This is a genomic window from Terrabacter terrigena (genome assembly GCF_042676085.1).
Classification (GTDB): Bacteria; Actinomycetota; Actinomycetes; order Actinomycetales; family Dermatophilaceae; genus Terrabacter; species Terrabacter terrigena.
The window spans coordinates 126,309-153,173 of the sequence record NZ_JBHTKH010000004.1; the positions used below are offsets into that span (position 1 = coordinate 126,309).

At 72.0% G+C, this 26,865-nt stretch carries 25 protein-coding genes and 1 pseudogene; 21 read left to right on the top strand and 5 right to left on the bottom strand.

Going from position 1 to position 26,865, the window contains the following annotated elements:
- Nucleotides 1–180 precede the first annotated feature (180 nt).
- The 16 genes and pseudogenes from ACFQ2V_RS08115 to ACFQ2V_RS08190 all read left to right on the top strand — a co-directional run bounded on the left by ACFQ2V_RS08115 (nucleotide 181) and on the right by ACFQ2V_RS08190 (nucleotide 16,207).
- Nucleotides 181–798: a hypothetical protein gene (locus ACFQ2V_RS08115; RefSeq protein WP_386052167.1), complete on the top strand. Its 618-nt coding sequence runs from the start codon at nucleotides 181–183 to the stop codon at nucleotides 796–798.
- Nucleotides 799–911: 113 nt separating this feature from the next.
- A complete protein-coding gene (fbaA, locus tag ACFQ2V_RS08120) occupies nucleotides 912–1,940 on the top strand; it encodes a class II fructose-bisphosphate aldolase (RefSeq protein WP_386052168.1) in 1,029 nt (342 codons plus the stop codon).
- Between the two features lie 8 nt (nucleotides 1,941–1,948).
- Nucleotides 1,949–2,356: a DUF3151 domain-containing protein gene (locus ACFQ2V_RS08125; protein ID WP_386052362.1), complete on the top strand. Its 408-nt coding sequence runs from the start codon at nucleotides 1,949–1,951 to the stop codon at nucleotides 2,354–2,356.
- Between the two features lie 24 nt (nucleotides 2,357–2,380).
- Entirely contained in the window at nucleotides 2,381–3,184 is an 804-nt protein-coding gene (locus ACFQ2V_RS08130) for a Cof-type HAD-IIB family hydrolase (protein WP_386052169.1), read from the top strand.
- A gap of 178 nt (nucleotides 3,185–3,362) precedes the next feature.
- Nucleotides 3,363–4,673: an adenylosuccinate synthase gene (locus ACFQ2V_RS08135; RefSeq protein WP_386052170.1), complete on the top strand. Its 1,311-nt coding sequence runs from the start codon at nucleotides 3,363–3,365 to the stop codon at nucleotides 4,671–4,673.
- Between the two features lie 58 nt (nucleotides 4,674–4,731).
- On the top strand, nucleotides 4,732–6,516 hold the full coding sequence (gene lysS, locus ACFQ2V_RS08140) for a lysine--tRNA ligase (protein ID WP_386052171.1): 1,785 nt from the start codon (nucleotides 4,732–4,734) through the stop codon (nucleotides 6,514–6,516).
- Nucleotides 6,517–6,618: 102 nt separating this feature from the next.
- Entirely contained in the window at nucleotides 6,619–7,224 is a 606-nt protein-coding gene (locus ACFQ2V_RS08145; RefSeq protein ID WP_386052172.1) for a helix-turn-helix domain-containing protein, read from the top strand.
- A gap of 131 nt (nucleotides 7,225–7,355) precedes the next feature.
- Nucleotides 7,356–8,660, top strand: a complete 1,305-nt coding sequence (locus ACFQ2V_RS08150) for an MFS transporter (RefSeq protein WP_386052173.1) — start codon at nucleotides 7,356–7,358, stop codon at nucleotides 8,658–8,660.
- A gap of 11 nt (nucleotides 8,661–8,671) precedes the next feature.
- Complete coding sequence (locus ACFQ2V_RS08155) at nucleotides 8,672–10,066, top strand: FAD-dependent oxidoreductase (protein ID WP_386052363.1); 1,395 nt, start codon at nucleotides 8,672–8,674, stop codon at nucleotides 10,064–10,066.
- Nucleotides 10,063–11,313, top strand: a complete 1,251-nt coding sequence (locus ACFQ2V_RS08160; RefSeq protein ID WP_386052174.1) for a CaiB/BaiF CoA transferase family protein — start codon at nucleotides 10,063–10,065, stop codon at nucleotides 11,311–11,313. Before ACFQ2V_RS08155 ends, ACFQ2V_RS08160 begins: the two co-directional genes overlap by 4 nt.
- Nucleotides 11,310–12,116 (top strand): enoyl-CoA hydratase-related protein, encoded by an 807-nt coding sequence (locus ACFQ2V_RS08165; RefSeq protein ID WP_386052175.1) that lies wholly within the window; start codon nucleotides 11,310–11,312, stop codon nucleotides 12,114–12,116. Before ACFQ2V_RS08160 ends, ACFQ2V_RS08165 begins: the two co-directional genes overlap by 4 nt.
- Complete coding sequence (locus ACFQ2V_RS08170; RefSeq protein WP_386052176.1) at nucleotides 12,113–13,036, top strand: dihydrodipicolinate synthase family protein; 924 nt, start codon at nucleotides 12,113–12,115, stop codon at nucleotides 13,034–13,036. The genes ACFQ2V_RS08165 and ACFQ2V_RS08170 overlap by 4 nt, the downstream gene beginning before the upstream one ends.
- Nucleotides 13,036–13,809, top strand: coding sequence for an SDR family oxidoreductase (locus ACFQ2V_RS08175; protein ID WP_386052177.1), 774 nt, complete (start codon nucleotides 13,036–13,038; stop codon nucleotides 13,807–13,809). The genes ACFQ2V_RS08170 and ACFQ2V_RS08175 overlap by 1 nt, the downstream gene beginning before the upstream one ends.
- 33 nt (nucleotides 13,810–13,842) lie before the next feature.
- Nucleotides 13,843–15,273 (top strand): aldehyde dehydrogenase family protein, encoded by a 1,431-nt coding sequence (locus ACFQ2V_RS08180; RefSeq protein WP_386052178.1) that lies wholly within the window; start codon nucleotides 13,843–13,845, stop codon nucleotides 15,271–15,273.
- A pseudogene (locus ACFQ2V_RS08185) lies at nucleotides 15,270–15,551 on the top strand (hypothetical protein); the annotation flags it as partial. The gene ACFQ2V_RS08180 and the pseudogene ACFQ2V_RS08185, both read left to right, overlap by 4 nt.
- Before the next feature lie 140 nt (nucleotides 15,552–15,691).
- Nucleotides 15,692–16,207 carry a hypothetical protein gene (locus ACFQ2V_RS08190; protein WP_386052179.1) on the top strand — a complete coding sequence of 172 codons (516 nt, stop codon included), beginning with the start codon at nucleotides 15,692–15,694 and terminating at the stop codon, nucleotides 16,205–16,207.
- Between the two features lie 81 nt (nucleotides 16,208–16,288).
- On the opposite strand, the gene ACFQ2V_RS08195 is transcribed toward ACFQ2V_RS08190, so the two are convergent.
- The gene (locus ACFQ2V_RS08195) at nucleotides 16,289–17,863 is read right to left on the bottom strand and encodes a M4 family metallopeptidase (protein ID WP_386052180.1); all 1,575 of its coding nucleotides are present in this window, start codon (nucleotides 17,861–17,863) and stop codon (nucleotides 16,289–16,291) included.
- A gap of 598 nt (nucleotides 17,864–18,461) precedes the next feature.
- Nucleotides 18,462–20,741 carry a HelD family protein gene (locus tag ACFQ2V_RS08200; RefSeq protein ID WP_386052181.1) on the bottom strand — a complete coding sequence of 760 codons (2,280 nt, stop codon included), beginning with the start codon at nucleotides 20,739–20,741 and terminating at the stop codon, nucleotides 18,462–18,464.
- 128 nt (nucleotides 20,742–20,869) lie between these two features.
- Between ACFQ2V_RS08200 and ACFQ2V_RS08205 the strand changes: the two genes are divergently transcribed.
- The 3 genes from ACFQ2V_RS08205 to ACFQ2V_RS08215 are packed head-to-tail and all read left to right on the top strand — an operon-like array spanning nucleotide 20,870 to nucleotide 23,686.
- The gene (locus tag ACFQ2V_RS08205; RefSeq protein WP_386052182.1) at nucleotides 20,870–21,499 is read left to right on the top strand and encodes a GNAT family N-acetyltransferase; all 630 of its coding nucleotides are present in this window, start codon (nucleotides 20,870–20,872) and stop codon (nucleotides 21,497–21,499) included.
- 10 nt (nucleotides 21,500–21,509) lie between these two features.
- Nucleotides 21,510–22,796 (top strand): phosphoribosylamine--glycine ligase, encoded by a 1,287-nt coding sequence (gene purD / locus ACFQ2V_RS08210; RefSeq protein ID WP_386052183.1) that lies wholly within the window; start codon nucleotides 21,510–21,512, stop codon nucleotides 22,794–22,796.
- Nucleotides 22,793–23,686: a phosphoribosylaminoimidazolesuccinocarboxamide synthase gene (locus ACFQ2V_RS08215; RefSeq protein WP_386052184.1), complete on the top strand. Its 894-nt coding sequence runs from the start codon at nucleotides 22,793–22,795 to the stop codon at nucleotides 23,684–23,686. The genes purD and ACFQ2V_RS08215 overlap by 4 nt, the downstream gene beginning before the upstream one ends.
- Here ACFQ2V_RS08215 and ACFQ2V_RS08220 read toward each other — a convergent pair whose 3' ends face one another.
- Both ACFQ2V_RS08220 and ACFQ2V_RS08225 read right to left on the bottom strand, forming a co-directional pair.
- The gene (locus tag ACFQ2V_RS08220; protein ID WP_386052185.1) at nucleotides 23,687–23,884 is read right to left on the bottom strand and encodes a hypothetical protein; all 198 of its coding nucleotides are present in this window, start codon (nucleotides 23,882–23,884) and stop codon (nucleotides 23,687–23,689) included.
- A gap of 330 nt (nucleotides 23,885–24,214) precedes the next feature.
- Complete coding sequence (locus ACFQ2V_RS08225; protein ID WP_386052186.1) at nucleotides 24,215–24,421, bottom strand: hypothetical protein; 207 nt, start codon at nucleotides 24,419–24,421, stop codon at nucleotides 24,215–24,217.
- A gap of 257 nt (nucleotides 24,422–24,678) precedes the next feature.
- Between ACFQ2V_RS08225 and ACFQ2V_RS08230 the strand changes: the two genes are divergently transcribed.
- Nucleotides 24,679–25,248 (top strand): GNAT family N-acetyltransferase, encoded by a 570-nt coding sequence (locus tag ACFQ2V_RS08230; RefSeq protein WP_386052187.1) that lies wholly within the window; start codon nucleotides 24,679–24,681, stop codon nucleotides 25,246–25,248.
- Here ACFQ2V_RS08230 and ACFQ2V_RS08235 read toward each other — a convergent pair.
- Nucleotides 25,235–26,065, bottom strand: a complete 831-nt coding sequence (locus tag ACFQ2V_RS08235) for an aminoglycoside adenylyltransferase domain-containing protein (protein ID WP_386052188.1) — start codon at nucleotides 26,063–26,065, stop codon at nucleotides 25,235–25,237. The genes ACFQ2V_RS08230 and ACFQ2V_RS08235 overlap by 14 nt on opposite strands.
- 132 nt (nucleotides 26,066–26,197) lie before the next feature.
- On the opposite strand from ACFQ2V_RS08235, the gene ACFQ2V_RS08240 reads away from it, so the two are divergent.
- On the top strand, nucleotides 26,198–26,824 hold the full coding sequence (locus ACFQ2V_RS08240; RefSeq protein WP_386052189.1) for a hypothetical protein: 627 nt from the start codon (nucleotides 26,198–26,200) through the stop codon (nucleotides 26,822–26,824).
- The last annotated feature ends 41 nt before the right edge of the window (nucleotides 26,825–26,865 follow it).

Here is a 26,865-nt window from a genome sequence, read left to right on the forward strand (position 1 = left end):
CGCGCTCGGACAGCGCGGACAGCCCGGGCCTGCCGGCCGTGCGCCGTCCTGGCCGCCGTGGCCCTGGCTGCGCCGACTCTCGGTGCGTGCACCTCGGAGGGCCTCGCACCGGTGGCGGGAGGTGCCACGGCGTCGGCCGCCGCGGGCAGCCGCCCCTCCTCGGCGTCGGCCGACCCGCGGATGACACCAGTCGAGGCGGCGCCGCGGTGCACCACGACGCGTCCCCTCACCGGCAAGGGCCAGGTGCCCCTCGACGCCGTCTTCCCGGGGGCCGAGACGAGCGCCTCGTCCGACCCGGAGGAGGTCGTGCCGGGTGCCGACGCCGCCGACCGGGCACGGTGTCCCGGCGAGCTGCCGTCCGAGCCGCGCTGCGACGGCCTCGTGCCGTGGACCGGGCTGCTCCCCGACGAGCTCGTCCCGGCGAGCCGGGCGCGCCGCGTCGTCCAGGGTTACCTCCTCACGATGCCGAAGCAGGCGGGCAACCAGGCGCCGCCCGAGAGCTCGGCCGGCACGAAGGTCGTGACCTTCAGCCTCGTCGACCTCGCCGCAGGCGACCCGGCAGGGCTCACCGGCTACCTCCGCGTCGCGTTCGAGGCCTGTGCGAAGGCGACGTCGAGCACCGTGGCCGGTGTCGCGGCCCTCGTCGGGACAGTGCCTTCGGAGTACGGCGCCGGGTCGGCCGAGGTGGTCCTGCTGCGCCGTGGCAGCCACGTCGTGTGGGCCAGCCTCGACGGGAGCGGATGGAAGGCGGGGGAGCAGCGTCAGGCCCTCGTGGTGCTCGTCGGACGGCTCCTCTGAGCGAGCGCTCACCGATGGGTGGGCACCCGTGGGCACGTGACGGCATACGTGGCAGGATTTCGGCTGGATCGAAACCGCTCAGCTCCCGTACGCCCAACCCAGCAGGAGACGCAATGCCCATCGCCACCCCCGAGGTCTATGCCGACATGCTCGACCGCGCGAAGGCCGGCTCCTTCGCGTACCCCGCCATCAACGTCTCGAGCTCGCAGACGCTGAACGCCGCGCTCAAGGGCTTCGCCGACGCGGGCTCCGACGGCATCATCCAGGTCTCGACGGGCGGTGCCGAGTACCTCTCCGGCCCGAGCATCAAGAACATGGTGAGCGGCTCGCTCGCCTTCGCGGCGTACGCCCACGAGGTCGCGAAGAACTACCCCGTCAACATCGCGCTGCACACCGACCACTGCCCCAAGGACAAGCTCGACGGCTTCGTGCGCCCGCTCCTCGCGGCGTCGACCGAGCGGGTCAAGGCCGGTGGCACCCCGTGGTTCCAGTCGCACATGTGGGACGGCTCGGCCGTCCCGCTCGACGAGAACCTCTCGATCGCGCGTGAGCTGCTCGACCTCGCCAAGGTCGCGAACGTCGTCCTCGAGATCGAGGTCGGCGTCGTCGGCGGCGAGGAGGACGGTGTCGCCTACGAGATCAACGACAAGCTCTACTCGACGCCCGAGGACGCCATCGCCACGGTCAAGGCCCTCGGCGCCGGCGAGAACGGTCGCTACCTGACGGCCCTCACCTTCGGCAACGTCCACGGCGTCTACAAGCCGGGCAACGTCAAGCTGCGCCCCGAGGTGCTCCTCGAGGCGCAGAAGGCCGCCGCCAAGGAGCTCGGCCTCTCCGAGGACGCGCGCCCGTTCGACCTCGTCTTCCACGGCGGCTCCGGTTCGCTGCCCGAGGAGATCTCGGCGGCCGTCGACCACGGCGTCATCAAGATGAACGTCGACACCGACACCCAGTACGCCTTCACTCGCAGGATCGCCGACTGGATGATCTCCGGCTACGCCGGCGTGCTCAAGGTCGACGGCGAGGTCGGCAACAAGAAGCAGTACGACCCGCGCGCCTGGGGCAAGGCGGCCGAGGAGGCCATGGCGGTGCGCATCGTCGAGGCCTGCACCGCGCTGCGTTCGGCCGGCACGCACCAGTGAGCGACAACCTGCAGCCCAACCTCCTCGGCATCCCCGAGACGCGGCTCGCCCCCGACCCGGCCGCCGAGATGCTCGAGGCGGGGGTCGACCCGGTGCAGGTCGCCGCGGCGCAGCCCGCGAGCTCGCTCGCGTGGGCGGTCCTCGCCGAGGACGCGCTCGCCGACGGTGACCGCGACGTCGAGGCCTACGCATACGCCCGCACCGGCTACCACCGGGCCCTCGACGCGCTGCGCAAGTCGGGCTGGCGCGGTCAGGGCCCCGTGCCGTGGTCGCACGAGCCGAACCGCGGGTTCCTCCGGGCGCTCGGGGCCCTGGCCCGGGCGGCGCGCGCCATCGGCGAGAGCGACGAGGAGGCACGTTGCACGCAGTTCCTGCGCGACAGCTCGGCCGAGGCGGCGCGCGAGCTCGGTCTCTGACCGGGTCTCTCTCCCCGTGAACGCATGACGCTCTTCTGCTCCGACGTCGACGGAACGCTGCTCGACCACCGTCGCACGCTGTCCTCCCGCACCGTCGCCGCCATCCGGGCGGTGCGGGAGGCCGGCCACGCGTTCGTCCTGTGCTCCTCGCGCATGCCGGCATCCCTCGAGGGCCTCGAGCGGCTCTGCGGTGTGGAGCCCACCCCGCTGATCGCGTACAACGGTGGGCTCGTGCTGCGTGCCGACCGCTCCGTGGTCACCGACGTGGCCATCCCGCCCCACGACGCCCGGGCCGCGTATGCCGTGTGCGAGCGTCTCGGGCTCCACGCGAGCTTCTTCGCGGGTGACGACTGGTACGCCTGGGGTCCCGACGAGTGGACCGAGCGCGAGGCGACGATCACCGTCGTCGACCCGAGCGACGTCTCGGCCCACGAGTACCTCGCCTCGGGCACGGTCGACGCCCGGCCGCCGCACAAGGTCATGGCGATGGGTGACCCAGTGCTCGTCGACCAGCTGGAGGCGGCCCTGGCCGAGCGCCCTGGCGTCGTCGCCTACCGGTCGAAGGCGACCTACCTCGAGCTCGCGAGCTCCGCGTGCTCGAAGGGCGAGGGGCTGCGCTCCCTCGCCGCCGAGCTCGGGGTCGACCTCGCCGACACCGTCTTCTTCGGCGACAACCACAACGACGTCTCCGCCTTCGCGGTCGCGGGCACCGCGGTCGCTGTCGCCAACGCCGTCGACCCGGCGCTCGACGCCGCCACGGTCGTCACCGGGCACCACCGCGAGGACGGCGTCGCCGAGTACCTCGAGGCCTGGCTCGCCGCGCACTGACGCAACGCGTGCTCGGGCTCAGCGACGCCGGTCCGGCTCAGCGGCACCGCAGCTCTCGAGCGCTGCCGAGCGCGACCGGCGCTGCTGGCTGCCCTGCGGCGGGCGGACGCCGTCCGGGGCAGTGGTCTCGAACCGATAACCTTGCGGTTGGCCAGGACCACAACCGGAAGGCGGACTGATGCCCGCAATCGTGCTCGTCGGAGCCCAGTGGGGCGACGAAGGCAAGGGCAAGGCGACCGACCTGCTCGGCAGCAGCGTCGACTACGTCGTCAAGTTCAACGGCGGCAACAACGCCGGCCACACCGTCGTCATCGAGAAGGACGGCAAGCGCGAGAAGTACGCGCTGCACCTGCTGCCCTCCGGCATCCTCAGCCCGAACTGCGTGCCGGTCATCGGCAACGGCGTCGTCATCGACCTGTCCGTGCTGTTCGAGGAGCTCGACGGGCTCGACGGTCGAGGCGTCGACACGAGCAAGCTGCTCGTCAGCGCCAACGCGCACGTCATCCCGAGCTACAACCGCACCATCGACAAGGTGACCGAGCGGTTCCTCGGCAAGCGCCGCATCGGCACGACCGGCCGCGGCATCGGCCCCACCTACGCCGACAAGATGAACCGCATCGGCATCCGCATCCAGGACCTCTACGACGAGAAGATCCTGCGCCAGAAGGTCGAGGCAGCCCTTGAGGTCAAGAACCAGGTCCTCGCGAAGATCTACAACACCCGCGCGGCCGCGGTCGACGAGGTCGTGACCGAGCTCCTGTCGTATGCCGCCCGCCTCGCCCCCATGGTCGCCGACACGAGCCTCGTGCTGAGCCAGGCGCTCGACCGGGGCGACACTGTGCTCTTCGAGGCCGGGCAGGCGACCCTGCTCGACGTCGACCACGGCACCTACCCCTACGTGACCTCCAGCAACGCCGTCGCCGCCGGCGCCTGCACGGGCTCGGGGGTGCCCCCGACCCGCATCGACTCGGTCATCGCGATCCTCAAGGCCTACACGACGCGCGTCGGCGAGGGCCCCTTCCCCACCGAGCTCCACGACGACAACGGCGAGTTCCTGCGCAAGACGGGTGCCGAGTACGGCACGACCACCGGTCGCCCGCGCCGCTGCGGCTGGATGGACACCGTCGTCGGCCGCTACGCGACCCGCATCAACGGCGTCACCGACTTCGTCATCACCAAGCTCGACGTGCTCACCGGCCTGCCCAAGGTGCCCATCTGCGTCGCCTACGACGTCGACGGCGTGCGCCACGACGAGATGCCGGTCAACCAGACCGACTTCCACCACGCGACGCCCGTCTACGAGGAGCTCGACGGCTGGTGGGAGGACATCACCCACTGCCGCTCGTTCGACGAGCTGCCCGCCAACGCGCAGGCCTACGTGATGCGCGTCGAAGAGCTCATCGGTGCGCGCGTGTCGGCCATCGGTGTGGGTCCCGGCCGCGACGAGATCATCGAGCGCTTCCCGCTCAAGCCCGCCGTCGCGTCCTGAGCGCACGCGCCCGACGAGGCGCACGGCATACGCAATCGCTTGGAACTGAAGGAAACCCATGACTGAAACGGTCGCCCCGCTCGACTGGGTCACGCGCCTGGCCGACGAGGTCGTCGCCGAGGCGCAGGAGCGCAACCCCGGCGAGACCATCGTCTGCGCGTCGGGCATCAGCCCGTCGGGCCCGATCCACCTCGGCAACTTCCGCGAGCTCATCACGCCGCACCTCGTGGCCGACGAGATCAAGCGCCGGGGCATCGCCTGCGAGCACATCCTCAGCTGGGACGACTTCGACCGCTTCCGCCGCGTGCCGAAGAACCTTGCGGGAGTGGACGACTCGTGGGAGCAGTACATCGGTATGCCGCTCACGGCGGTGCCCCCGCCCGCCGGCTCGCCGCACGCCAGCTGGGCAGACCACTTCAAGGCGCCGCTGCTCGAGGCCATGGCCGCGACAGGGATCGAGGTGCGCCAGATCAGCCAGACCGAGCAGTACCGCGCCGGCGTCTACCGCGACCAGGTGCTGCTCGCGATGCGTGAGCGTCTCGCCATCGACAAGGTGCTCGACCAGTACCGCACGCTCGAGGCCGTCGAGGCGGCGCGCCAGAAGGCGAGCGGCAAGAGCAAGGGCGGCAAGGGCGGCGCTGGCAAGGAGCCGAAGCTCACCGACGAGCAGGCCGCGGCCGCGACCGAGGCCGAGCGCGGCTCGGGGGCCGCGACCGAGGACGACGGCAGCGAGGGCAGGGCCGGCTACTACCCGTACAAGCCGTTCTGCTCGTCGTGCGGCACCGACTTCACGACCGTCACCGCCTACGACGACGACACGCACGCGCTCACCTACGAGTGCACGAAGTGCGGTCACACCGAGACCGTCGACCTCGACACGTTCACCAACGGCAAGCTCGTGTGGAAGGTGGACTGGCCGATGCGCTGGGGCCACGAGCACGTCGTGTTCGAGCCGTCCGGCGTCGACCACCAGAGCCCGGGCTCCAGCTTCGTCGTCGGCAAGGACCTCGCGCCGATCTTCGGCTGGGAGCGCCCGGTCGGCCCGATGTACGCGTTCGTCGGCATCGCCGGAATGGCGAAGATGAGCTCGAGCAAGGGCGGGGTACCGATCCCCAACGACGCGCTCGAGGTCATGGAGGCGCCGGTGCTGCGCTGGATCTACGCGCGCCGCCGGCCCAACCAGAGCTTCGACGTCGCGTTCGGCCCGGAGCTGCAGCGTCTCTACGACGAGTGGGATGCCTTGAACCGCAAGGTCGCCGACGGTTCGGCCCAGGCCGGCGACGTCGCCGCACACCTGCGGGCGACCTCGACCGCGTCGGCTCAGCTTCCCGCCACGCCGCGCCCGATGCCGTTCCGCACCATCGCCTCGGTCCTCGACGTGACGCAGGGCGACGAGGAGCAGGCGGTGCGCATCCTGTCGGACCTCGACCCCGACAACCCGGTCGGCTCCATCGACGACCTGCGCCCGCGCCTCGACTGCGCCGAGCGGTGGATGCTCGGCTACGTCCCCGCCGAGGACCGCACGGTCGTGCGCGAGACGCCTGACGCGGACCTGCTCGCCAGCCTCGACGAGCAGCAGCGCGAGTCGCTTCGCCTGCTCGCCGACGGCCTCGACGACCACTGGTCGCTCGACGGCCTGACCCACCTGACCTACGGGGTGCCGAAGATCCAGCGCGGCATCGACCCCGAGGCCAAGGTCAAGGATCCCGAGCTCTCGGCGGCGCAGCGCGCGTTCTTCGTGCTCCTCTACCGGCTGCTCGTCGGCCGGGACACCGGCCCGCGCCTGCCCACGCTCCTGCTGGCCGTGGGCACCGACCGCGTGCGCACCCTCATCGGCCACTGACCGCGCCGCCCGCAGAGCATCTTCTTCATTCTGCTAAAGAAACCATTGACATAGTGAAGACGATTCGTATGCTTGGGGGCACGTAGAACGAAGGAGTTTTCCGTGAGCAGCGACGTTGCGAACACCAATGGTGTGCCGATGGAGGCCATGCTGGCCGACTTCGGTGCCCGGGTGCGTTCCCTTCGCAAGGAACGGTCGCTGACCACCGAGAAGCTCGCCCAGAGCGCGGGGGTGAGTGCCGGGCTCATCAGCCAGATCGAGCGCGGTCACGGCAACCCCTCGTTCGCCACCCTGGTCCAGCTTGCACACGGGTTGCAGCTACCCGTGGGCCAGCTGCTCCAGCCGGTCGAGACGGAGCAGGTCGTGGTCCGCAAGGACAAGCGGCGCCGACTCGACAGCCACGGACTGGCCACCGAGGACGGCGGCGTCTACGAGCTGCTGACGCCCGACCTCAACGGTGCCCTCGAGGCCAACTGGGTGGTCACGCCACCCGGTTACGACACCAGCGCCACGCCGTACACCCACAACGGCGAGGAGTTCGGCATCGTGCTGTCCGGAACCAAGGACGTCTTCCTCGACGGGGTGCGTCACCGGCTCCATGCCGGCGACTCCATCCGCTACAGCTCCACCACCCCGCACTGGTACGTCAACCCGTCGGAAACCGAGGACTGCACCGCCGTCTGGGTGAGCACACCGCCCACCTGGTAGCCCCGGCCGCATCAACCCTCCTCACCTCCGACCGCCTCCATCCCACGAAGGTCCCCGGACGCGCCGCGTCCCGGGCTGTGTCGAGTGCGCCCTGAAACAGGGCCCTCCCGTTCCGAACCGGAGAGTTCGTCATGACCGCTACCCCGAAAGCGACCACCGTCCCCGCGACGGCGGAGTCAGGCGCCCAGGCGCCGTCCACCCGTCGGGCCATGCTCGGCCTCGGCCTCGGCAACACCCTCGAGTGGTACGACTGGATGATCTTCGGCCTGCTGGCCACGTTCATCGGTCCGCAGTTCTTCGCCAAGACCGACCCGGTCTCGGCGACGCTCGACGCCTTGGCGGTCTTCGCCGTCGGCTTCTTCGTGCGTCCCCTCGGCGGAGCTCTCTTCGGCACCGTGGCCGACCGCATCGGCCGGCGCAGCGTCATGCTCTGGTCGGTCGGCACCATGGCCGTGACGACGCTCGTCATCGGCCTGCTGCCCAACTACGAGTCGATCGGCGTCTGGGCAGGCGTCCTGCTGCTCGTCTGCCGCCTGCTCCAGGGGCTGTCGACCGGCGTGGAGGCACCGCTCTCGACGGCCTTCGCCATCGAGGTCATGCCCCAGGGCCACGAAGGCCGGGCTGCGGGCTACATCAGCTTCTTCGTCAACTTCGGCATCCTGCTCGCCTCCCTCGTCAGCTTCGCCACCAGCTACGTCATCGGTGGTGACGCCATGGAGACCTGGGGCTGGCGGGTGCCGCTGCTCTTCGGTGCCGCCCTCAGCTTCTTCGTGCTCTACCTGCGACGGGCACTCCCCGAGACCCTGCACGAGCAGGAGCGCAGCGAGACCGCCGGCGGCACGTGGAAGGGCGTGCGCAAGCACTGGCTCGGCCTGCTCGCCATCGTCTTCGTCGTCGGCAGCGCCCAGGCGTTCAACTACGCGTGGAACGTCGGCCTGCCGAGCCTCGCGCGCACCACGTTCAAGGAGAACCCCACCGCCGTCTTCGGCATCACGACCCTGCTCGGCGTCATCCTGCTCGTCGGCTCCATCGTCACCGGCCGCGTCGCCGACCGGGTCACCCTCTCGCGCGCCTTCGTCGTCACGCGCCTCGCGGCCGTGCCCGCCGTCTTCCTCATGCTGCTCTACACGGGTCCCGGCATGGGCAGGTTCGCGCTCGTCGTGCTCGGCGGCGGCATCGTCCTCGTGGCCAACATGACGCTCTACAACGTCGTGTCGGCCTCGCTGATGCCGAAGTTCTGCCGGGCCACCGGCACCGGCGTCGGCTACGGCGTCGCGGTCGCCCTCTTCGGCGGCACCGCGTCCTACCTGCTCGTGTGGCTGCAGAGCAACCACGTGCAGTGGGTCTTCCCCGCCTACACGGCCGCTCTGTCGGTCATCAGCGTCGTCGTCTACATCGCCGCCCGTCGCCGCAGCGGCATCTTCGCCGGAGAGTGAGCTCCCCCATCATGAACGCCCAGCAGCCCCACCAGGTCCAGCCCCTCAGCATCACCTCGGACGAGGTGACCGCCCCGGTCGTGCGCCGCAGTGACGTCGTCGTCGTCGGGGGAGGTCCCGCCGGTGTCAGCGCCGCGGTGTCGGCAGCCCGCAGCGGCGTCGACGTGACGCTCGTCGAGCGCTACTCGGCTCTCGGCGGACTCGCCTCCGGCGGAATGGTGCTCGTCCTCGACGACATGGTCAACGGCGACGAGGTCACCGTGACCGGCATCGTCGACGAGTACGTCGAGCGGATGGCGCGCAACAGGCTCGCCGTCTACCCGCCCGTGGAGGAGCGCGCCGCGTCGCAGGAGCTGTGGAACAAGTGGGGGCGCTGGGGCACCTTCAACTTCCACTCGCACAGCAACCCGAAGCCGATCTGCTACGCCGTCGCCTTCGACCCCGACGCCTGGAAGTCGACGTCGATCGACCTCGTCCGCGAGTCCGGCGTGCACCTGCGCATGCACAGCTGGTTCTCGCGGCCCGTCGTCGACGACGGTGCCCTCAAGGGTGTCGTCGTCGAGACGAAGCAGGGACCGCAGGCCATCATGGGCGACGTCGTCATCGACACGACCGGCGACATCGACGTGGCCTCTCGTGCCGGCGCGCCGTACGCCCACGACTCCTACCTCGTCACCCTGGTCTTCCGCCTCGGCGGGGTCGACACCGCCAAGGCGGAGCGCTTCGAGCAGGAGCACCCGCGGGAGGCCCGGGCTGCCAACCGCCGCATCAAGCGCCTGCTCGGCGGCGCGTGGGAGCTGTGGTGGCTCAAGACACCGCTGCCCGGCATCGTGTGGTGCAACACGCCGCACATGACCGGCTTCGACGGCGCCGACCCCGAGTCGCTGACCAGCGCGGAGTTCGCGGCCCGAGACCGCATCGCGGCCGCGCTGCCAGCGATCCGCGCCGACCTGCCCGGCTTCGAGAACGCGTACATCCTCGACGTCGCCCAGCAGATGGGGGTGCGCCAGACCCGCCTGCTCCAGGGGGAGTACGTCGTGACGAAGGACGACGTCGTGAGCCGCCGGCACTTCGCCGACTCGGTGGCCCGCGGTCGCGACTACTACACGCCGTACCGGTCGCTGCTTCCCCGAGGTGTGGACCAGCTCATCGTCGCGGGGCGACACTACTCGGCAACGCCGGAGGCCCAGCGGATGTCCCGCGAGATCCCGCCGTGCATGGCCCAGGGCCAGGCAGCAGGAATCGCGGCGGCACTCGCCGTCGAGAAGGCCCTCCCGGTGCGCGACGTGCCGGTGGACGAGATCCAGCTGCGCATGCGCGACCAGGGAGCCGACCCGGGCGACCGGCCGGCGCCCAACGCGACCATCGACGCGACCATCCCGTCCGACCAGGAGAGCCAGCGATGACGACATCCGCAGAGAGCACCGCAGAGAGCACCGCAGAGACCACCGCAGAGACCACCGCAGCGGGAGCCCCGCGTGCCCTCGAGGGCGTCACCGTCCTCGACTTCACCCAGGTCTACATGGGTCCGTCGTGCACGCAGATGCTCGCCGACTACGGGGCGGAGGTGATCAAGGTCGAGCGCCCGGTCTGGGGCGACCTCTCGCGCAACTCGCTGCCCGACCCGGCGGGGCAGGAGAACCCGATCTTCATCTCGATCAACCGCAACAAGCGGTCGGTCACCATCGACACGCGGACCGAGACGGGCCGTGAGGTCGTGCTCGACCTCGTGCGGCGCTCCGACGTGGTGGTCAGCAACTTCCGCTCCGGGGTCATGGAGCGCATGGGCTTCGGCTACGACGCGCTCAAGGAGGTCAACCCGACCATCGTCTGGGCGTCCGGCACCGGTTTCGGCGAGACCGGGCCCTACGCCCACAAGGGCGGCCAGGACGTCATCGCCCAGGCGTACTCGGGTGTCATGTGGCGCCGGTCCGACGACACCGTGCCGCTCAGCGTCTACCCGACGACGCTCGCCGACTACACGACCGGCATGCACCTGTGCCAGGGCATCCTGCTCGCCCTCATCGCGCGCGACCGCACCGGCGAGGGCCAGAAGGTCCAGGTCAACATGTACGACTCGATGCTGCACATGCAGATGCAGGAGGCGGCCACGCAGCTCAACCGCGGGCACGAGGTCAACTGGGCCGCGATGCCGCTCTCGGGCGTCTTCCCCACGACCGACGGCGCCGTCTGCATGGTCGGCGCGTTCAAGGAGAACCCGCTCCGCGACATCAGCAAGGCCCTCGAGCTCGACGAGGACTGGTCGACCAAGCCCGGGTTCGACACCCTCGAGGGGCAGTTCGAGCGACGTCCCGAGCTGCAGGCGCTCTTCCGCGAGCGCTTCGCCACCGACACCACCGCCCACTGGGTCGAGCGGCTCGAGGCCGTCGACATCCTCTGCGCCCCGGTGCGCAGCCTCGTCGAGGCCCTCGCCGACGAGCAGACCGCGGCCAACGGCATGGTCGTCGACATGGAGCACCCGCACGGCGGCACGATGCGCGTGCTCAACGCTCCGATCCGCCTCTCGGCGACACCCAACGCTGCCAGGCGCCCTGCACCCATGCTGGGCGAGCACAACGCGGAGGTGCTGCGCGAGCTCGGCTACGACGAGGAGCGCGTCGCTGCGCTGCTCGCCGACGGGGTGATCCGATGAGTGCCCCGGCGCCCGAGCGCGTCGACGAGGTGCGCTTCGAGCGCAGGGGCCGCGTCGCGTACGTGACGATCGACCGCCAGCACGTGCTCAACGCGGTCGACGACGCGACGAACCGGCGGTGCAACGAGATCTGGGACGAGATCGAGCGCGACCCCGGCGTCCACGCCGTCGTCGTCACCGGCGCCGGCGAGCGCGCCTTCTGCACCGGCGCCGACATGTCCCTCGGCGGCACCGGCAAGAACGGCATCGACTACTGGGCCGACCTCGACCCCAACGGCTTCGCCGGCCTGAGCCTGCGCCGCACGCTCGACGTTCCCGTGATCGCCCGCGTCAACGGGTACGCGTTCGGCGGCGGCATGGAGATCGTGCTCGGTGCCGACATCGTCGTCGCCTCCAGCACCGCACAGTTCGGGCTCACCGAGCCGCGCGTCGGGCGCCTGCCCCTCGACGGCGGCATCGTCAAGCTCGTCCGCCGCATCCCGCACACCCGGGCCATGTCGATCCTGCTGACGGGTCGCCGCGTCCGGGCCGAGGAGATGCGCGACCTCGGTCTCGTCAACGAGGTCGCGGCGCCCGACGAGCTGGACGCTGCGGTTGACCGCTGGCTCGCCGATGTGCTCGCGTGCGCGCCGACCTCGTTGCGCGCCATCAAGCAGATCGTCAACCGCACCGACCACCTCACCGACCGCGACGCGCGGGCCCAGCGCCTGCCCGCGCTGATGGAGTGCCTGACGAGCCCCAACGCCACCGAGGGCGTCGAGGCCTTCCGCGAGAAGCGCGCTCCCGTCTGGAGCGACCGGTGAACCGGCACATGCGTCCCGGCGTCTGGGGCGTGCTCGCCACGCCCTTCGCCGGCTCGACCCTCGACGTCGACGACAACGGGGTGGCCCAGCTCGTCGAGCACGCCGAGCAGGCCGGGGTCGCCGGCCTCACGGTCCTCGGGGTCTTCGGCGAGGCTGCGCGCCTCTCGTGGGCCGAGCGACGGCTCGTGCTCGAGACCGTGCTCGAGACGACCGACCTCCCGCTCGTCGTCGGCTGCACGTCGCTCGCGACCGCTCCCGTCATCGACGAGGCGCGGATGGCCGTCGAGCTCGTCGGCGAGCGCCTCGCCGGGGTCATGGTGCAGGCCAACAGCGCCGACGCCGCCACGCTCGACACGCACCTGGTCGCCGTTCACCAGGCATCCGGCGCCGACATCGTCGTGCAGGACTACCCGGTCGTGAGCGGGGTCAACGTCTCGTCGGCGGTGCTCGGCGATCTCGTCGCGCGGTCGCCGCACGTCACGGCCGTCAAGGCGGAGGCGCCGCCGACCCCGGTGGCCGTGGCCGAGCTCACGGCCCGCTGTGACGTGCCCGTCTTCGGCGGGCTCGGGGGCATCAACCTGCTCGACGAGCTGGCCTGCGGCGCGGCGGGAGCGATGACCGGCTTCTCCTACCCGGAGGGTCTCGTGGCGACCGTCGAGGCCTGGGACGCCGCTGCCCCGGAACGGGCCCGTGCCGAGCTGCTGCCCTACCTGCCGCTCATCACCTTCGAGCAGCAGGCCGGCGTCGCCCTCGCGGTGCGCAAGGAGTGCCTGCGTCGTCGCGGCCTCATCGCCGAGTCCGGGGTGCGCCCCCCGGCACGACTGCTGCCGGACTCGCTGCGGCCGCTGCTCGCCGGGCACCTCGACGCGACCGAGGCGTCGACCCGGGTCCCGACGCGGGTCACGGCCGGGGTCGCCTGATGGATCTCGGACTCGACGGACGCGTGGCCCTCGTTCTCGCGTCGACGGGTGGCCTCGGTGCCGCGGTCGCCACGGCACTCGCGGCAGAGGGCGCTCACGTCGTCGTCACCGGGCGTGACGCAGCGCGGGCGCAGGCTCTGGCCGCCCGGTTGCCCTCGGCAGTCGGTGTCGGCGTCGACCTCACCGCGCCCGGTGCCGCCGCCACCGTTCTCGCGGCCACGAGGGAGGCCTTCGGCGACCCGGAGGTGCTCGTCCTCAACGGTCCCGGTCCGCCACCCAGCCGCGCTGCGGACCTCGACGGAGCAGCGGTGCGAGCCGCCGCCGAGACCCTGCTCGTGCCGCACGTCGACCTCGTCCAGCAGGCCCTGCCGGCCATGCGGGCGCGCCGCTGGGGCCGCATCCTCGCCATCGGCTCGAGCGGCGTCGAGGCCCCGCTTCCCGACCTCAGCGCCTCCAACGTCGGGCGTGCCGCGCTCGCGGCCTACCTCAAGACCCTGGCCGGCGAGGTCGCTGCCGACGGCGTGACCGTCAATATGCTGCTACCGGGTCGCATCGCGACCGACCGCGTCGCGGCGCTCGACGCCGCCGCAGCCACCCGACAGGGGCGGCCCGTCGACGAGGTGGAGGCCGCCTCGCGGGCCACGATCCCGCTCGGCCGCTACGGCGAACCCGAGGAGTTCGGTGCCACCGGTGCCTTCCTGTGCAGCGCGCGGGCCTCCTACCTCACCGGCGCGCTCGTCCGCTGCGACGGCGGCCTGCTCGCCAACCTCTGACCACCGACCCCGATCCGTCTCGAGGAGACCCCGATGACCATGCACGTGCACAACATCGTCGACGGCGCCCGCACCGGCGCGCCGACCATCGAGCGCCGCAACCCGGCTCGCCCTGCAGAGGTGGTCGCCGTGTCACCGGCCTCGAGCGCCGCCGACGTCGACGCCGCGGTCGGGGCCGCCGAGAAGGCCCAGCCGGGCTGGGCCGCCCTCACTCCCGTCGCGCGGGGCGCAGTGCTGCTCGACGCGGCCGACCTGCTGCGACAGCGCCAGCCGCAGATCGCGGCCGACCTCGTACGTGAGGAGGGCAAGACGCGCGCCGAGGCGATGGGTGAGGTGCGGCGCGCCATCGACGTGCTGCGCTTCTTCGGCGCGGCCGGGTGGCGTTCCACAGGCGAGACCCTGCCGAGCGTCGTCCCCCACACGAGCGTGCACACGCGGTCCGAGCCGCTCGGCGTCGTCGGGCTCATCACGCCGTGGAACTTCCCCATCGCCATCCCGGCCTGGAAGATGGCGCCCGCGCTCGTCTCGGGCAACGCCGTCGTCATCAAGCCGGCCGAGCTCACGCCGTTGTCCGTCGACCACCTGGCGACCGCCCTGCACGACGCGGGCCTGCCGGCCGGCGTGCTGAACGTCGTCCACGGCGAGGGGGCGGTCGCCGGCGAGGCGCTCGCCGCCCACTCCGACGTCGCCGCGCTGTCCTTCACGGGTTCCACCGCCGTCGGGCGCCACCTGCACGACGTGGTCAGCGCACGCCGTGCGCGGGTGCAGCTCGAGATGGGCGGCAAGAACGCGTACCTCGTCCTCGATGACGCCGACGTCGACCACGCCGCAGCGACGGTTGCTGCCGGCGCGTTCGGGCTCACCGGACAGGCGTGCACGGCGACGTCGAGGGTCTACGTCACGCCCGGCATCCGCGACGCGTTCGTCGAGCGCCTGCGTTCGCACGCCGCTGCCGCCCGTGCCGGCGACGGACTCGACGACGGCACGACGATGGGGCCCGTGGTCTCGCAGGCCCAGCTGGACAAGGACCTCGCCGCCATCGAGGGTGCGGTCGCCGCCGGCCACGACGGCGGGTCGATCGCCGACCCCGACGGACTCCTGCTGCAGCCCGTCGTGTTCTCCGATGTGTCGCACGACAGCCCGCTCGCCCGCGACGAGGTCTTCGGGCCCGTGGTCGCCGTCGTCGACGTCGCCGACTACGAGGTCGGCCTGGCCCGCGTCAACGATTCCAGCTACGGGCTCACGGCCGGGGTCTGCACCCGCGACCTCGGCACCGCGCACGACTTCGCGGCGCGCGCTCGTGTCGGCGTCGTCAAGGTGAACCGGCCGACGACCGGGCTCGACCTCAACGTGCCCTTCGGAGGCATCCGTGACTCGTCGTCGAACACGTTCCGCGAGCAGGGCGCCCGAGCCGTCGACTTCTACACCTGGTCCAAGAGCGTCTACGTCGGGCACGACGTGTGACGCCCGACGAGCTGCGCGCCCTGCCGAAGGCCGAGCTGCACCTGCACCTCGAGTCGGCGATCGCGGCCGGCACCGCGCGCGAGCTCGCCGAGCGCGCCGGCCTCCCCGTTCCGCCGAGCGGTCCGTTCCCCGACCAGGCGAGCTTCGTCGTCGCGTGCGAGCGTGCGCGTGACCTCGTGGCGACGACCGACGACGTGTGCCGGCTGGCTCACGAGCTCGTCGAGCGGCAGGCGGCCGACGGTGTCGTGTGGAGCGAGGTCCACCTTGCCCCGTCGACGTATGCCGGTCGGCTCGGTCCGCCCGACGGGATCGTCGAGGCGTTCCTCGACGGGGCCGACGGCCGGGCGGGAGTGGTCCTCGGGGTCAACCGGGGGCTGCCCCTGGCCGAGGCCGAGGCGACCGTCGATCTCGCCCTGCGATGGGCGGGCCGGGCCGTGGCGTCGTCGCCGTGGGTCTTGCCGGTGCCGAGGCCGCCTTCCCGCCCGCGCCGTTCGTGGCACCGCTGCGTCGCGCAGCCGCCGCGGGGCTTGCCGTCGTGCCCCACTGCGGCGAGGGCACCGGGGCAGCTGGTGTCCGGGCTGCGCTCGCGCTCGACCCCCTGCGGCTGTGCCACGCGGTCGGCGCCGAGACGGACCCGACGCTCGTCGAGGAGCTGCGCCACCGCGGCGTCTGCCTCGACATGGCGCCGTCGTCGAACGTGGCGCTCGGCATCGTGGCCGACCTCGCGAGCCATCCTCTGCCGGCCTTGCTGAGGGCGGGCCTCGACGTCACCCTCAGCACCGACATCCCGGGCTTCCTGGGTCACGGCCCGGTCGAGGAGCTCGCACGCTGCGCGGCTGCCTGGGCGCTCACCGACGAGGAGGTCGTGCGGCTGGCGGAGACCTCCGTGCGACGCAGCCTGGCTCCGGCGCACCTCAGGCTCGCCCACCCCTGACGGACCAGGACCACGAAGGAGGAGCAGCTCGTCCCCGGCGGGACGAGCTGCTCCTCCTGTCGCGTGCTGTGGGTGAACGGGTCAGCTGACGCCGACGGCGCTCCAGGTGGCGGCGGTCGCGGCGTACTGGGCGCTGCCGGCACCGTAGAGGTCACTGGCGGCCGAGAGCATCCCGGCCCGGGCGCCCGCGTAGTTGGTGGACGAGGTCCAGTACGTCGTCAGGGCGCGGTACCAGATGGCGGCAGCCGCGTCGTGGCCGATGCCCGTGACGGTGGAGCCGTTGCACGTCGGGCTGTTGTAGGCGACGCCGTTGATCGTCTTGGTGCCACTGCCCTCCGACAGCAGGTAGAAGGCGTGGTTGCCGACGCCGGAGGAGTAGTGGACGTCGAGCGTGCCGACCCGCTTGCTCCAGCAGTCTGCCGATGCGCCGTCCTTGCTCGGCTGGTCCATGTAGCGCAGCGGCTTGGCACCGCCGAGGGCGAAGCGCTCACCGATGAGGTAGTCGCCCGGGTCGCCCGTCGTGTTCGCCGTGAACTCGACCATCGTGCCCATGACGTCGGACGTCGACTCGTTCAGACCGCCCGACTCGCGGGCGTAGGTGAGGCCTGCCGTCGCGGAGGTGACGCCGTGCGTCATCTCGTGCCCGGCCACGTCGAGCGACACGAGCGGCCCGTAGCTGACGCCGTCGCCGTCGCCGTAGCGCATGCAGAAGCAGGTGTCGCTCCACGACGCGTTGACCCAGTTGTTGCCGACGTGGACGAGGCTGCGGGCGCCCTTGCCGTCGTTCTTGATCCCGTTGCGACCGAAGGTGTTCTTGTAGAAGTCCCACGTCGCCCCCACGCCGAAGTCGGCGTCGACGGCGGCCGTCTGGCGGTTGCTGTTGGAGCCTGTGCCCCAGACGTTGTCGGCGTCGCTGAAGAGGGTGCCGGTCGTCGAGGTCGTGGCGCCGTTGTTCCCGTCCTCGGTGCGGGCTCCGCCGCGCGTGGCGTCGACCATCTGCCACTGTCCGCCGGACGCCGTGGTCTGGACCGTCACGGTGCCGAGGTAGAGACTGTTGCCGGTGCCCGCGTCGTTGATCTCCGTCGCCCAGCCGTCGACGACGTGGCCGGAGCGGGCGTCGACGAAAACCACCTTGCCGGCGGGCTCGCGGTGCGCGCCGACGCCGTCGACCTGGGTCTTCCACACGAGGCGGGCCGGGCCGTTCAGGGCGTAGACGGCGAGCGTCGGGGTCGACGTGCGCACCGTGAAGCCCGCGGTGCGGGCGGCCGTCTGGGCTGCGGAGGCCGCCGCGACGGTCGGCGTCGTCGACGCGACGCGCACGGCGTGAGAGGCCGCGTCGGCGCCCTTCCAGCCGCCGGCCTTGTCGGTGTGCACGACGAGGTCGCCGCCCACGACGGGCAGGCCCTTGAACGTACGGTTGAACCGGGCGTGGCTGGTGCCGTCAGGGTCGGTCGCGAAGCTCTTGCTCTGCAGCGCCTGGTCGTTGTCGAGACCGAAGGCGCTGCCGTGGGCCCGCGCGGCCGCGACGGCCCGATCGAGGCCGGCGTTGCCGGCGGACTGGCCGGCGGCCTGCGCGCCGCTCGTGGCGACGGTCGCGAGGGCTGTGGCGGCGATCGCTGCTGTGGCGAGCGTCGTCGTGATGAAGCTCTTCTTCAAGGCGTTCTCCTGGCTACCGAGGTACCCCCGAGGGTGGTCGGATGACCTGCCGCAACAGTCGTCGGTGACCCGGTCGGACGCCAGTCGGATGGAGCAATGTTTGCCGTCGCTTGAAGGAGATTTGGGCGAACGGCTGGCCATCTCCCAGAGAATTCCCAGCGACGGGCCCGGGGCGCAGGAGAAGTGGCGGTCCGGCGAACGCGAAGCAGGGTCCGGTCAGCGGGGGGCGTGTGCGCGCCGTCGTGAGGACGCGGTGCCGGACGCGCAGGGCCGATCGGGGGCCCCGGCAGGACGCCGGACATGGTGCGGGCGAGGGGCGAGATGCAGGGGGGTTGCATCTCGCCCCTCGCCCGGTGCGTCGTCCACTTTTGGGGGGCGGGACTTCGCCGTGCGCCAAGGGTCTCAGGGGGGAGGAGACGGCGGGGAGGGTAGGTTCGCACGCCTTGGCGTTGAGGCAATCATCCCCCTCGGCCGGGGTGCAGTCGACGGTTCGTCGAATCCTTGAACAACTCTTTACCTAATGCCGATGTGGCCGTAAGGGTGTCTCCCGTGCATCGAGGGCGAGCCGGCGGGAGGCGGGCAGCGCGTCAGGAGAAGGTCAGAAGAGCACGGTCATCCGGTGCGCCGCACGGGTGAGGGCGACGTAGAGGACGCGTATGCCGCCGGGCGACTCACGGGTGATCTCTTCGGGGTCGACGACGACCGTCGCGTCGTACTCGAGGCCCTTGGTCGACATCGGGTCGACCACCTGCACCCGCCCGTCGGGATCGGCCACGGGCGCCAGCGCGGCGGCGTGCCGAGCCGGAGTGATGACGGCGATCGGGCCCTCGACCTGCCCGAGCAGCGCGTCGACCGCGGCCCGGGTGGCAGCCAGCGGGTCGGGCCCGAGAGGCGCCTCGAGCGGCTGGAGGCCGGTCTCGCGCACCGCCTGCGGGATGTCGGCGTCGGGCACCTCGCGGCGCACGACGTCGGCGGCGTAGTCGAAGATCTCGCGCGCGTTGCGGTAGTTGGTGTCCATGTGGAAGAGCTGTCGTCCCTGGGTGCCGAACGCCTCCTCGCGCGCCGCTGCTGCCTCGGCAGCGTCGGGCCACGAGGCCTGGGCGGCATCGCCGACGACGGTCCACGACGCGTACCGTCCCCGGCGGCCGATCATCCGCCACTGCATCGGCGAGAGGTCCTGCGCCTCGTCGACGAGCACGTGGGCGTACTCCTCCGGGCGGCCGATGCGGCCGGCGAGCAGGCGCTCGCGCGGCTCGGTGCGAACCACCGGTGCGCCCTCGTCGCGAGCAGCGCTGCGGACGGGCTGGACCTCGGTGACGCCGTACTGGCTGAGGTCGTCGAGCTCCTCGATCTCGTAGAAGCCGCGCTCCTCCTTGGGGGCGTCCTGGACCTGACCGAGGCGGGCGGCGAGGTCGTCGACGAGCGCGACGTCGGCGACCGACCACGACCCGACCTCGAGGGCGTGGCGGAACGAGGCGGCCAGGGCCTCGACCTCGTCGTCGCGCAGGCTGCCGCGGGCGTGTCGACGCACCAGCGCGGGGTCGCCCAGCCACAGCAGCACCTCGCGCGGGTCGACCTGGGGCCACCAGGCCTCCATGAACGACTCGACGTCGAGGTGGTCCTCCCACTTGTCGATGAACTCCGCTTTGGCGTCACGGTCGCCGGTGATGCCGAGCGACGCCCACGCCGCCTCGCCGAGCGCTGCCTGGGCAGCCGCCGTGGCGGTGTTGCGCTGGTGCTGGCGCAGCACCTGAGACCGCACGCGGTCGAGGTCACGCGCCTCGAGGCGCACCGGCCGGCCCGCCACCATGACGCGCAGCTCGGTGGGCGAGTCGGGCACGCGTCCGCGTGCCGCGGCCGCGAGCAGGCTGCGGATGCGCGTCGAGCCCTTGACGCGGGCGACGGCGGGCGGGTCGAGGCGCTCGGTGTCCACGACGTCGAGCACGTCGCCGAGGGCGCGCAGGACGACGCTCTCCTCACCGAGCGACGGGAGCACCCGCTCGATGTAGGCCGTGTAGGCACCGGAGGGGCCGACGACGAGGATGCCGCCGGACTCGAAGCGCCGTCGGTCGGAGTAGAGCAGGTAGGCCGCGCGGTGCAGGGCGACGACCGTCTTGCCGGTGCCGGGGCCGCCCGTGATCTCGGTGATGCCGCGGGCGCTCGCGCGGATCGCCTCGTCCTGGTGGGCCTGGATCGTCGCGACGATGTCGCGCATGCGTTCGCCACGGCTGCGGGTCAGCGCGGCCATCAGCGCGCCGTCGCCGACCACGACGAGGTCGTCGGGCGCCTCGGGCACCATCAGGTCGTCCTCGATGCCGATGACCGTGGTGCCGCGGCTGCGCAGGACACGACGGCGCAGCACGCCCATCGGCTGGGTCGGGGTGGCGCGGTAGAACGGGGACGCCGCGGGTGCCCGCCAGTCGATGACGAGGGGCTCGTAGTCGTCGTCACGCACGCCGAGGCGTCCGATGTAGCGGATCTCGCGGTCCTCGCCCGAGCCGCCCGAGCCACTCGGGCCGCTCGAGGCCCCTGAGCGCTCGCGCGGATGTCCGTTGCCTGCCGCGTCGGTCGGCGTGGCGGCGCGCAGCATGGCGTGGTCGATGTCGAGCCGGCCGAAGACGAGGCCTTCGTACTGGGTGTCGAGGGCCGACCGTCGCTTGGCCGCGTGGAACATCAGGGCGTCGCGCTCGAAGAGCCCGGCGCCCTCCGCGTCGCCGATCTCGACCTGCCGGCCGAACTGGCTCCGGGCCAGGCCCTCGGCCTGGACCACGTCGGCGCGCACGCCGGCCTTCTCGAGCTCCTCGTGCACGCGGTCGACGTGCGCCTGCTCGACGGCGATCTCGCGCGCGAGCTCGTCGGGGATGCTCTTGGTCGACACCTGCGAGACGTCCCGCGATCCGGGCGCGCTGCTCCGCTGTGACGATGCGTTCGAAGTGCTCACTGACATCCAAGGGCTCTGAGGGACCGCCTCGGCGGCGCGGGAACCATCAAGTCTACTGTCATCGCATGCCCGTTCAGGCCTGCGTACCGCCGACCGGCGCGCCGCTCGTCGGCCGCTTCGTGCGCCTCGACGTGATGACGCCCGCCGATGCCGAGGCACTCTTCGCCGTCTTCGGCGACCCGCGGTGCTACGAACAGGGATACGCGATGTCGCGGGTGCACGAGAGCCTGGCCGACACGGAGGCCGTCGTGGCGTCCCAGGTCGCCTCGCGCAAGGCCGGCCGGACGGCATACACGATCAGGCTCGTCGCCGACGGCGACCTCGGCCCCGCGGGCACGGTCGTGGGCACGAGCTCGCTCGGCGACGTCGACACGGACCGCGAGCACGTGCACCTCGGCTGGACGATGTACGGCTCGCGCTGGTGGGGCACGCAGGTCAACCCCGAGAGCAAGCTGCTCCTGCTCGAGCACGCGTTCGACACCTGTGGCTTCGGTCGGGTCAAGATCCAGACCGACGTCGTCAACGCGCGGTCGCGTGCCGCGATCCTCAAGCTCGGCGCGACCTTCGAGGGGATCACCCGCCGCGACGTGCGCCGGGCTGACGGGTCGTGGCGCGACTCGGCCGTCCACTCGATCCTCGTCGACGAGTGGCCCAACGTCCGGGCAGGGCTGCTGGCCCGGCTGGACGGCCCCTAGGCTGGGCGCCGTGAAGGTCCTCGTCCTCGGTTCCGGCGCCCGTGAACACGCACTCGTCAAGGCCGTCGCGGCCGATCCCGAGGTCGACGCGGTGATCGCCGCGCCCGGCAACCCGGGCATCGACGCGACCGCACTCTGCGTGCCCGTCGACATCCTCGACGGCGCAGCAGTCGCAGCGCTCGCGCGCGAGCACGAGGTAGACCTCGTCGTCGTGGGCCCCGAGGCGCCGCTCGTCGCAGGGGTCGCCGACGTATGCCGTGAGGCCGGCTTCGCCGTCTTCGGCCCGTCCGCCGAGGCCGCCCGCCTCGAGGGCAGCAAGTCCTTCGCCAAGGAGGTCATGGCGGCGGCTGACGTGCCGACCGCGCTCGCCCACGTGTGCACGACGATGGAAGAGGTCGAGGCCGCGCTCGACGCGCTCGGGGCGCCGCACGTCGTCAAGGACGACGGGCTCGCGGCCGGTAAGGGCGTCGTCGTCACCGACTCGCGCGACATGGCGCTCGAGCACGCCCGGGCCTGCCTCGCGAAGCCCGACGGCCGCCTGGTCGTCGAGGAGTTCCTCGACGGGCCCGAGGTCTCGGTCTTCTGCGTCAGCGACGGCGACACCGTCGTGGCGCTCCAGCCCGCCCAGGACTTCAAGCGCGTCGGGGACGACGACGCCGGCCCCAACACCGGCGGCATGGGCGCCTACTCCCCGCTGGAGTGGGCACCCGAGGGCCTTGTCGACGACGTCGTCGCCCGGGTGGCCCAGCCGACCGTCGACGAGATGCGGCGCCGGGGCACACCGTTCGTCGGGGCGCTCTACGTGGGCCTCGCGCTGACGTCCCGCGGCCCGAAGGTCATCGAGTTCAACGCGCGCTTCGGCGACCCCGACGGCCAGGCATCGCTCGCGCGGCTCGAGACGCCGTTCGCCCAGCTGCTGTTCGCCGCCGCCACCGGTGGTCTCGGCGGCTTCGGCCGACTGCGCTGGTCCGGCGACCACGCCGTCGTCGTCGTGGTGGCGTCGGCCGGCTACCCCGACTCGCCCCGCACGGGCGACCCGATCACGGGCCTCGACGCCGCGGCCGAGGTGCCCGGTGTCGTCGTGCTCCACGCAGGCACCCGTCTGGACGGGAGCGGAAACCTCGTGTCGTCGGGGGGTCGCGTGCTGGACGTCGTCGCCGTGGGCGCGTCCCTCGCGAAGGCGCGGAAGGCGGCATACGACGCGGTGGGCGTCATCGAGCTCGACGGCTCGCACCACCGCACCGACATCGCGCTGCGCGCCGAACGCGGCGAGATCACCGTGGGAGGCGTCCGATGAGCGCGCTCGAGCTGGCCGGCTACACGCACGTCTACTCCGGGAAGGTGCGTGACCTCTACGCACCGCTCGACGACGCCGGTGAGGTCGTGCCCGACCAGCTGCTGCTCGTCGCCTCGAACCGGCTCTCGGCGTACGACTGGATGATGGCTCCCGAGATCCCCGACAAGGGCGCCGTGCTGACAAGGCTCTCGCTGTGGTGGTTCGACCAGCTCGCCGACCTCGTGCCGAACCACGTGGTCTCCACCGACGTGCCCGAGGCCGTGGCGGGGCGCGGGGTGCTCGTGCGCAAGCTCGACATGCTCAAGGTCGAGGCGATCGCCCGCGCGTACCTCACCGGGGGCGGCCTGGAGGAGTACCGCGAGAAGGGCTCGGTCTCGGGCGTCGAGCTGCCCGAGGGGCTCGTCGACGGCTCGAAGCTGCCCGAGCCGGTGTTCACCCCCACGACGAAGGCGCCGGTGGGCGAGCACGACCTGCCGATGACGCCCGCCGAGGTCGAGGCCGAGGTGGGCGCGGAGGTGGCCGCCGAGGTGTCGCGTCTGACCCGGGCCATCCTCGCGAGAGGCAACGAGATCGCCTCTGCCCGAGGGATTCTCATTGCCGACACGAAGGTCGAGTTCGGCGTCTCACCCGACGGCTCGGGTGGCCTCGTGCTCGCCGACGAGGTGCTCACGCCCGACTCGTCGCGGTTCTGGCCGGCCGACCTGTGGGAGCCCGGGCACCCGCAGCCGTCGTACGACAAGCAGTTCGTCCGTGACTGGCTCACCTCGGCCGAGTCGGGTTGGGACCGCAAGAGCGGCGAGGCCCCGCCGGAGCTGCCCGCCCGCATCGTCGAGCAGACGCGGGCGAAGTACGTCGAGGCGTACGAGCGGCTCACCGGCCAGACCTTCTGATCAGCCGGCAGGGGCGAGCTCGACCTCCACGTCGTCGCGCTCGTGGACCCCGAAGCGCACGCCGTTGCGTCCGATGACGACCCGAGCTCGCAGAGCGCCGTCGCGCGGTGGACGTGGTGGACCGGCCTCTTCGGCGCCGGGCAGCACGGGTGGCGCGACGGAGAGGTGCGTGTGACCGGTCGGCGTCGTGACTCGCACCGTGGCGACGACTGCTGGCCATGGCGACGAGGGCGCCGGTCGAGGGGTGCGTGAAGAGGCGCCTGACCCGCACCTGCGCCGCCTCCTCACCGTGTGCGGCTGCACCAACCGGCCGCCGTGTCAGGAGCTCACGCGCCCAGCCGGCGGGCACGGCGCCGTAGCCAGGGCCGCGTGCACGGCCACGGCCTGGGCGACCGGGAGGACGGCCGAGACGAGAGCCATCGTGTCGGGGACCGGACGGATGGTCACCCGCCGCGGGGACTCGGCGAAGCGGCACCGCGCGACGGCAGCCGCGGCATCGAGACGGTCGGCGCGGGCGCGGACGCGCCCCTAGAGCTCGCGGTCGCCCCACGACCCGACGCCGGACGTCGGGTCGTCCGGGTCGAGATGGGCGCCCACGACCTCGTCGTCGACGCGGGCGCGCTGCTCGGGCTCGAGGTGGTTCGTGCCCCGGACGACGATCTCGGCGAGACGCTCGTCGAGGGCGCCGACGGACAGGGCCTCCAGAGTGCGGGGGAGGTGTCTGACGAGAGTCACAGCCGTGCCGGCGAGGCGGGACCCGTGGTTGGGTGACTCGTGCCTGGCAAGGCCCACCTACGCGGAGACGCTCGATCGAGATCGCATCATCCGCCGCGTGCCGAGTGCGACCGCCCGCACCCCCGCGAGGAGCTCGTCGCGGCGGCCGGGGCCACTCACCCCGACGGAACCAGCCCTTGTCCACAGCCAGTTCCATTCACCCGCAAAGGGATTCCGCACCGAACGCGACTGTCGGTGCCGGGTGCAAGCATGGGGGCATGTCTGCTCTTCCCGTGGCCGTTCCCGCCGGCTCGGTCAGTGGCCGGCCCCAGCCCGTCATCGAGGCAGGTGGCGGGCTGACGCTCCGACCCTTCGTCGACGACGATGCCGACGTGCTCGTACGCGCGTACGCCGACCCCGACATCGAGCGTTGGCACCGTCGCACCCTCACCCACGACGAGGCGCTCGAGTGGGTCCGGGGCCGAGCGGGCGCGCGGTGGGAAGCCGAGACGGGCGCCGAGTGGGCGGTCGTCGAAGGCGGCAGCCTCGTCGGCCGGGTGGGTCTGCCCGTGCTGCACCTCGACGAGGGCATCGCCGAGGTCGGCTACTGGGTGCTGCCCGAAGGGCGCGGTCGCGGAGTCGCGGGTCGGGCGCTCACGGCGATGACCGAGTGGCTCTTCGCGCTGGGCCTGCACCGCGTCGAGCTCATGCACTCGGTGCACAACGGGCCGTCGTGCCGCGTGGCGACGAAGAACGGCTTCGAGCTCGAGGGTGTCCGCCGCTCGGCGCTGCTCCACCCGGACGGCTGGCACGACATGCATTCCCACGCGCGCATCAACCCGGGCTGAACCCGCGCTCGGCCTCCCACCCGGAGGACTGCCCGAGAATCTCGCCGCACGTGCGCACCACGAAGTCGCGGACCTCACCAAGGCGGCCCGTCTCGCCGTCCGACCCGTCCGCGTACCACCAGTCGCGCGCCCAGCCGACGAGATCGGCCTCCGTGCCCCGACCAGCCACCAACAGGCCCGTGGCCCGCCGGTCGGCAGCCGCCCGCTTCGAGAGCTGCTCGCCCTCCACGAGGGCGCACCACGCGCGGCACAGCGACAGCACGGAGTACGCCTGGCCGCCCACCTGCTGCATGTCCTCGACCCACTCCGGCCAGTCCCGCACGTGCTGGAGCAGGGCCGCGCGCACCAGCTCGGGTGACACCGCAGGCAGCATCGTGGGTGCGGGCGGACCGACGAGCGCCTGGCCCTTCTCGCGCACCGTGGCCCACGTGAGCACGCGGTGCCCGGTGGCCGGGAGCAGGTGCAGCTCCTCGCCCGGGCTGACGCGCATGATCAGCTGGCGCGCCCCGGCAGCGACGTCGCCGCTGACGAAGGCCTCCACCGTCGGCAGGCCGACCGTCTCGACCTCCAGCCGCCCGCGCCAGGCGGGATGGCGCTGCTCGATGTCGGCGATCACGGGGGCGACCGCTGTCAGCGTCGCGTCGTCGGGCGGCCGCACGACGAGGGCCAGCACGTCGATGTCGCTGCGGGTCGGCGCGAAGTCGCCCGCGACCAGCGACCCGTGCAGGTAGAGCCCCGTCAGTCCGTCGCCGAGCACCGCCTCGAGCCCGGCCGTCAGGTCGTCGAGCACCTCTCGTGGCCCGACCGTGCGCCGCATCACCACGCCCCACGCCGAGCAGCGCCAGCCACCACCGACGGCTGCTCCACGAGGGCAGGCAGGTCGTCCGGACGGGCGCGGCGTACGCGGTTGGTCATCCGGCCACCCTGCCACCCGGCATACGCTGGCGGCATGACCGAGCCCGTCGCCGACCGCGCGCCCCTCGAGGCCGAGCGCTACGTCCTCCGCCAGAAGCTGACCCTCATGGTCAACCGCTACGAGATCTTCCGCGCCGACGAGCACGGCAACGAGCTCGGCCTGCTCTGCTTCGCCGAGCAGAAGCGGTTGGCCGCCAAGGAGCAGGTCACGTTCTACACCGACTCCGCCAAGACCCACCCGCTCTTCGGCTTCAAGGCACGCAAGCGCATCGACCTCGGCTCCGGCTACGACGTCACCGACAGCCAGGGCCAGCCGATCGGCTGGTTCAAGAAGCAGTTCAAGGCCTCGCTCGTGAACTCGACGTGGACGCTCGGCCTGCCCGACGGGCGCGAGTTCGTCGGCCGCGAGCGCAACGCCAAGGTCGCCGTCGTCCGCCGCGTCTGGGAGCTCGTCCCCGTGATCGGCGACATCCCGGTCCCGTTCCTCTTCCACTTCGACTTCGTCGCGCCGGACGGCTCGATGGCCCTCAGCTCGACGAAGAAGGCGTCGGTCAAGGACGTCTACCACGTGACGCTGCCGGCCCTCGGCGACGGGCGCCCGATGGACTGGCGCGTCGGCATGTCGATGGCGGTGGCGCTCGACGCGCTCCAGTCGCGCTGAGACGTGGTCGGGCGCGTGCGGGGCGCCCGATAGACTCTGGC

Bases quoted from the DNA above. Each gene is read 5' to 3' on its own strand.
- lysS (WP_386052171.1), top strand. From the start codon at position 4,732: ATGACTGAAACGGTCGCCCCGCTCGACTGGGTCACGCGCCTGGCCGAC.
- ACFQ2V_RS08215 (WP_386052184.1), top strand. From the start codon at position 22,793: ATGAGCGCGCTCGAGCTGGCCGGCTACACGCACGTCTACTCCGGGAAG.
- ACFQ2V_RS08235 (WP_386052188.1), bottom strand. From the start codon at position 26,065: ATGCGGCGCACGGTCGGGCCACGAGAGGTGCTCGACGACCTGACGGCC.
- ACFQ2V_RS08180 (WP_386052178.1), top strand. From the start codon at position 13,843: ATGACCATGCACGTGCACAACATCGTCGACGGCGCCCGCACCGGCGCG.
- ACFQ2V_RS08230 (WP_386052187.1), top strand. From the start codon at position 24,679: ATGTCTGCTCTTCCCGTGGCCGTTCCCGCCGGCTCGGTCAGTGGCCGG.
- ACFQ2V_RS08190 (WP_386052179.1), top strand. From the start codon at position 15,692: ATGGGCGGGCCGGGCCGTGGCGTCGTCGCCGTGGGTCTTGCCGGTGCC.
- ACFQ2V_RS08240 (WP_386052189.1), top strand. From the start codon at position 26,198: ATGACCGAGCCCGTCGCCGACCGCGCGCCCCTCGAGGCCGAGCGCTAC.
- ACFQ2V_RS08115 (WP_386052167.1), top strand. From the start codon at position 181: ATGACACCAGTCGAGGCGGCGCCGCGGTGCACCACGACGCGTCCCCTC.
- ACFQ2V_RS08135 (WP_386052170.1), top strand. From the start codon at position 3,363: ATGCCCGCAATCGTGCTCGTCGGAGCCCAGTGGGGCGACGAAGGCAAG.
- ACFQ2V_RS08205 (WP_386052182.1), top strand. From the start codon at position 20,870: ATGCCCGTTCAGGCCTGCGTACCGCCGACCGGCGCGCCGCTCGTCGGC.
- fbaA (WP_386052168.1), top strand. From the start codon at position 912: ATGCCCATCGCCACCCCCGAGGTCTATGCCGACATGCTCGACCGCGCG.
- ACFQ2V_RS08155 (WP_386052363.1), top strand. From the start codon at position 8,672: ATGAACGCCCAGCAGCCCCACCAGGTCCAGCCCCTCAGCATCACCTCG.
- ACFQ2V_RS08130 (WP_386052169.1), top strand. From the start codon at position 2,381: ATGACGCTCTTCTGCTCCGACGTCGACGGAACGCTGCTCGACCACCGT.
- ACFQ2V_RS08150 (WP_386052173.1), top strand. From the start codon at position 7,356: ATGACCGCTACCCCGAAAGCGACCACCGTCCCCGCGACGGCGGAGTCA.
- ACFQ2V_RS08165 (WP_386052175.1), top strand. From the start codon at position 11,310: ATGAGTGCCCCGGCGCCCGAGCGCGTCGACGAGGTGCGCTTCGAGCGC.
- ACFQ2V_RS08160 (WP_386052174.1), top strand. From the start codon at position 10,063: ATGACGACATCCGCAGAGAGCACCGCAGAGAGCACCGCAGAGACCACC.
- ACFQ2V_RS08175 (WP_386052177.1), top strand. From the start codon at position 13,036: ATGGATCTCGGACTCGACGGACGCGTGGCCCTCGTTCTCGCGTCGACG.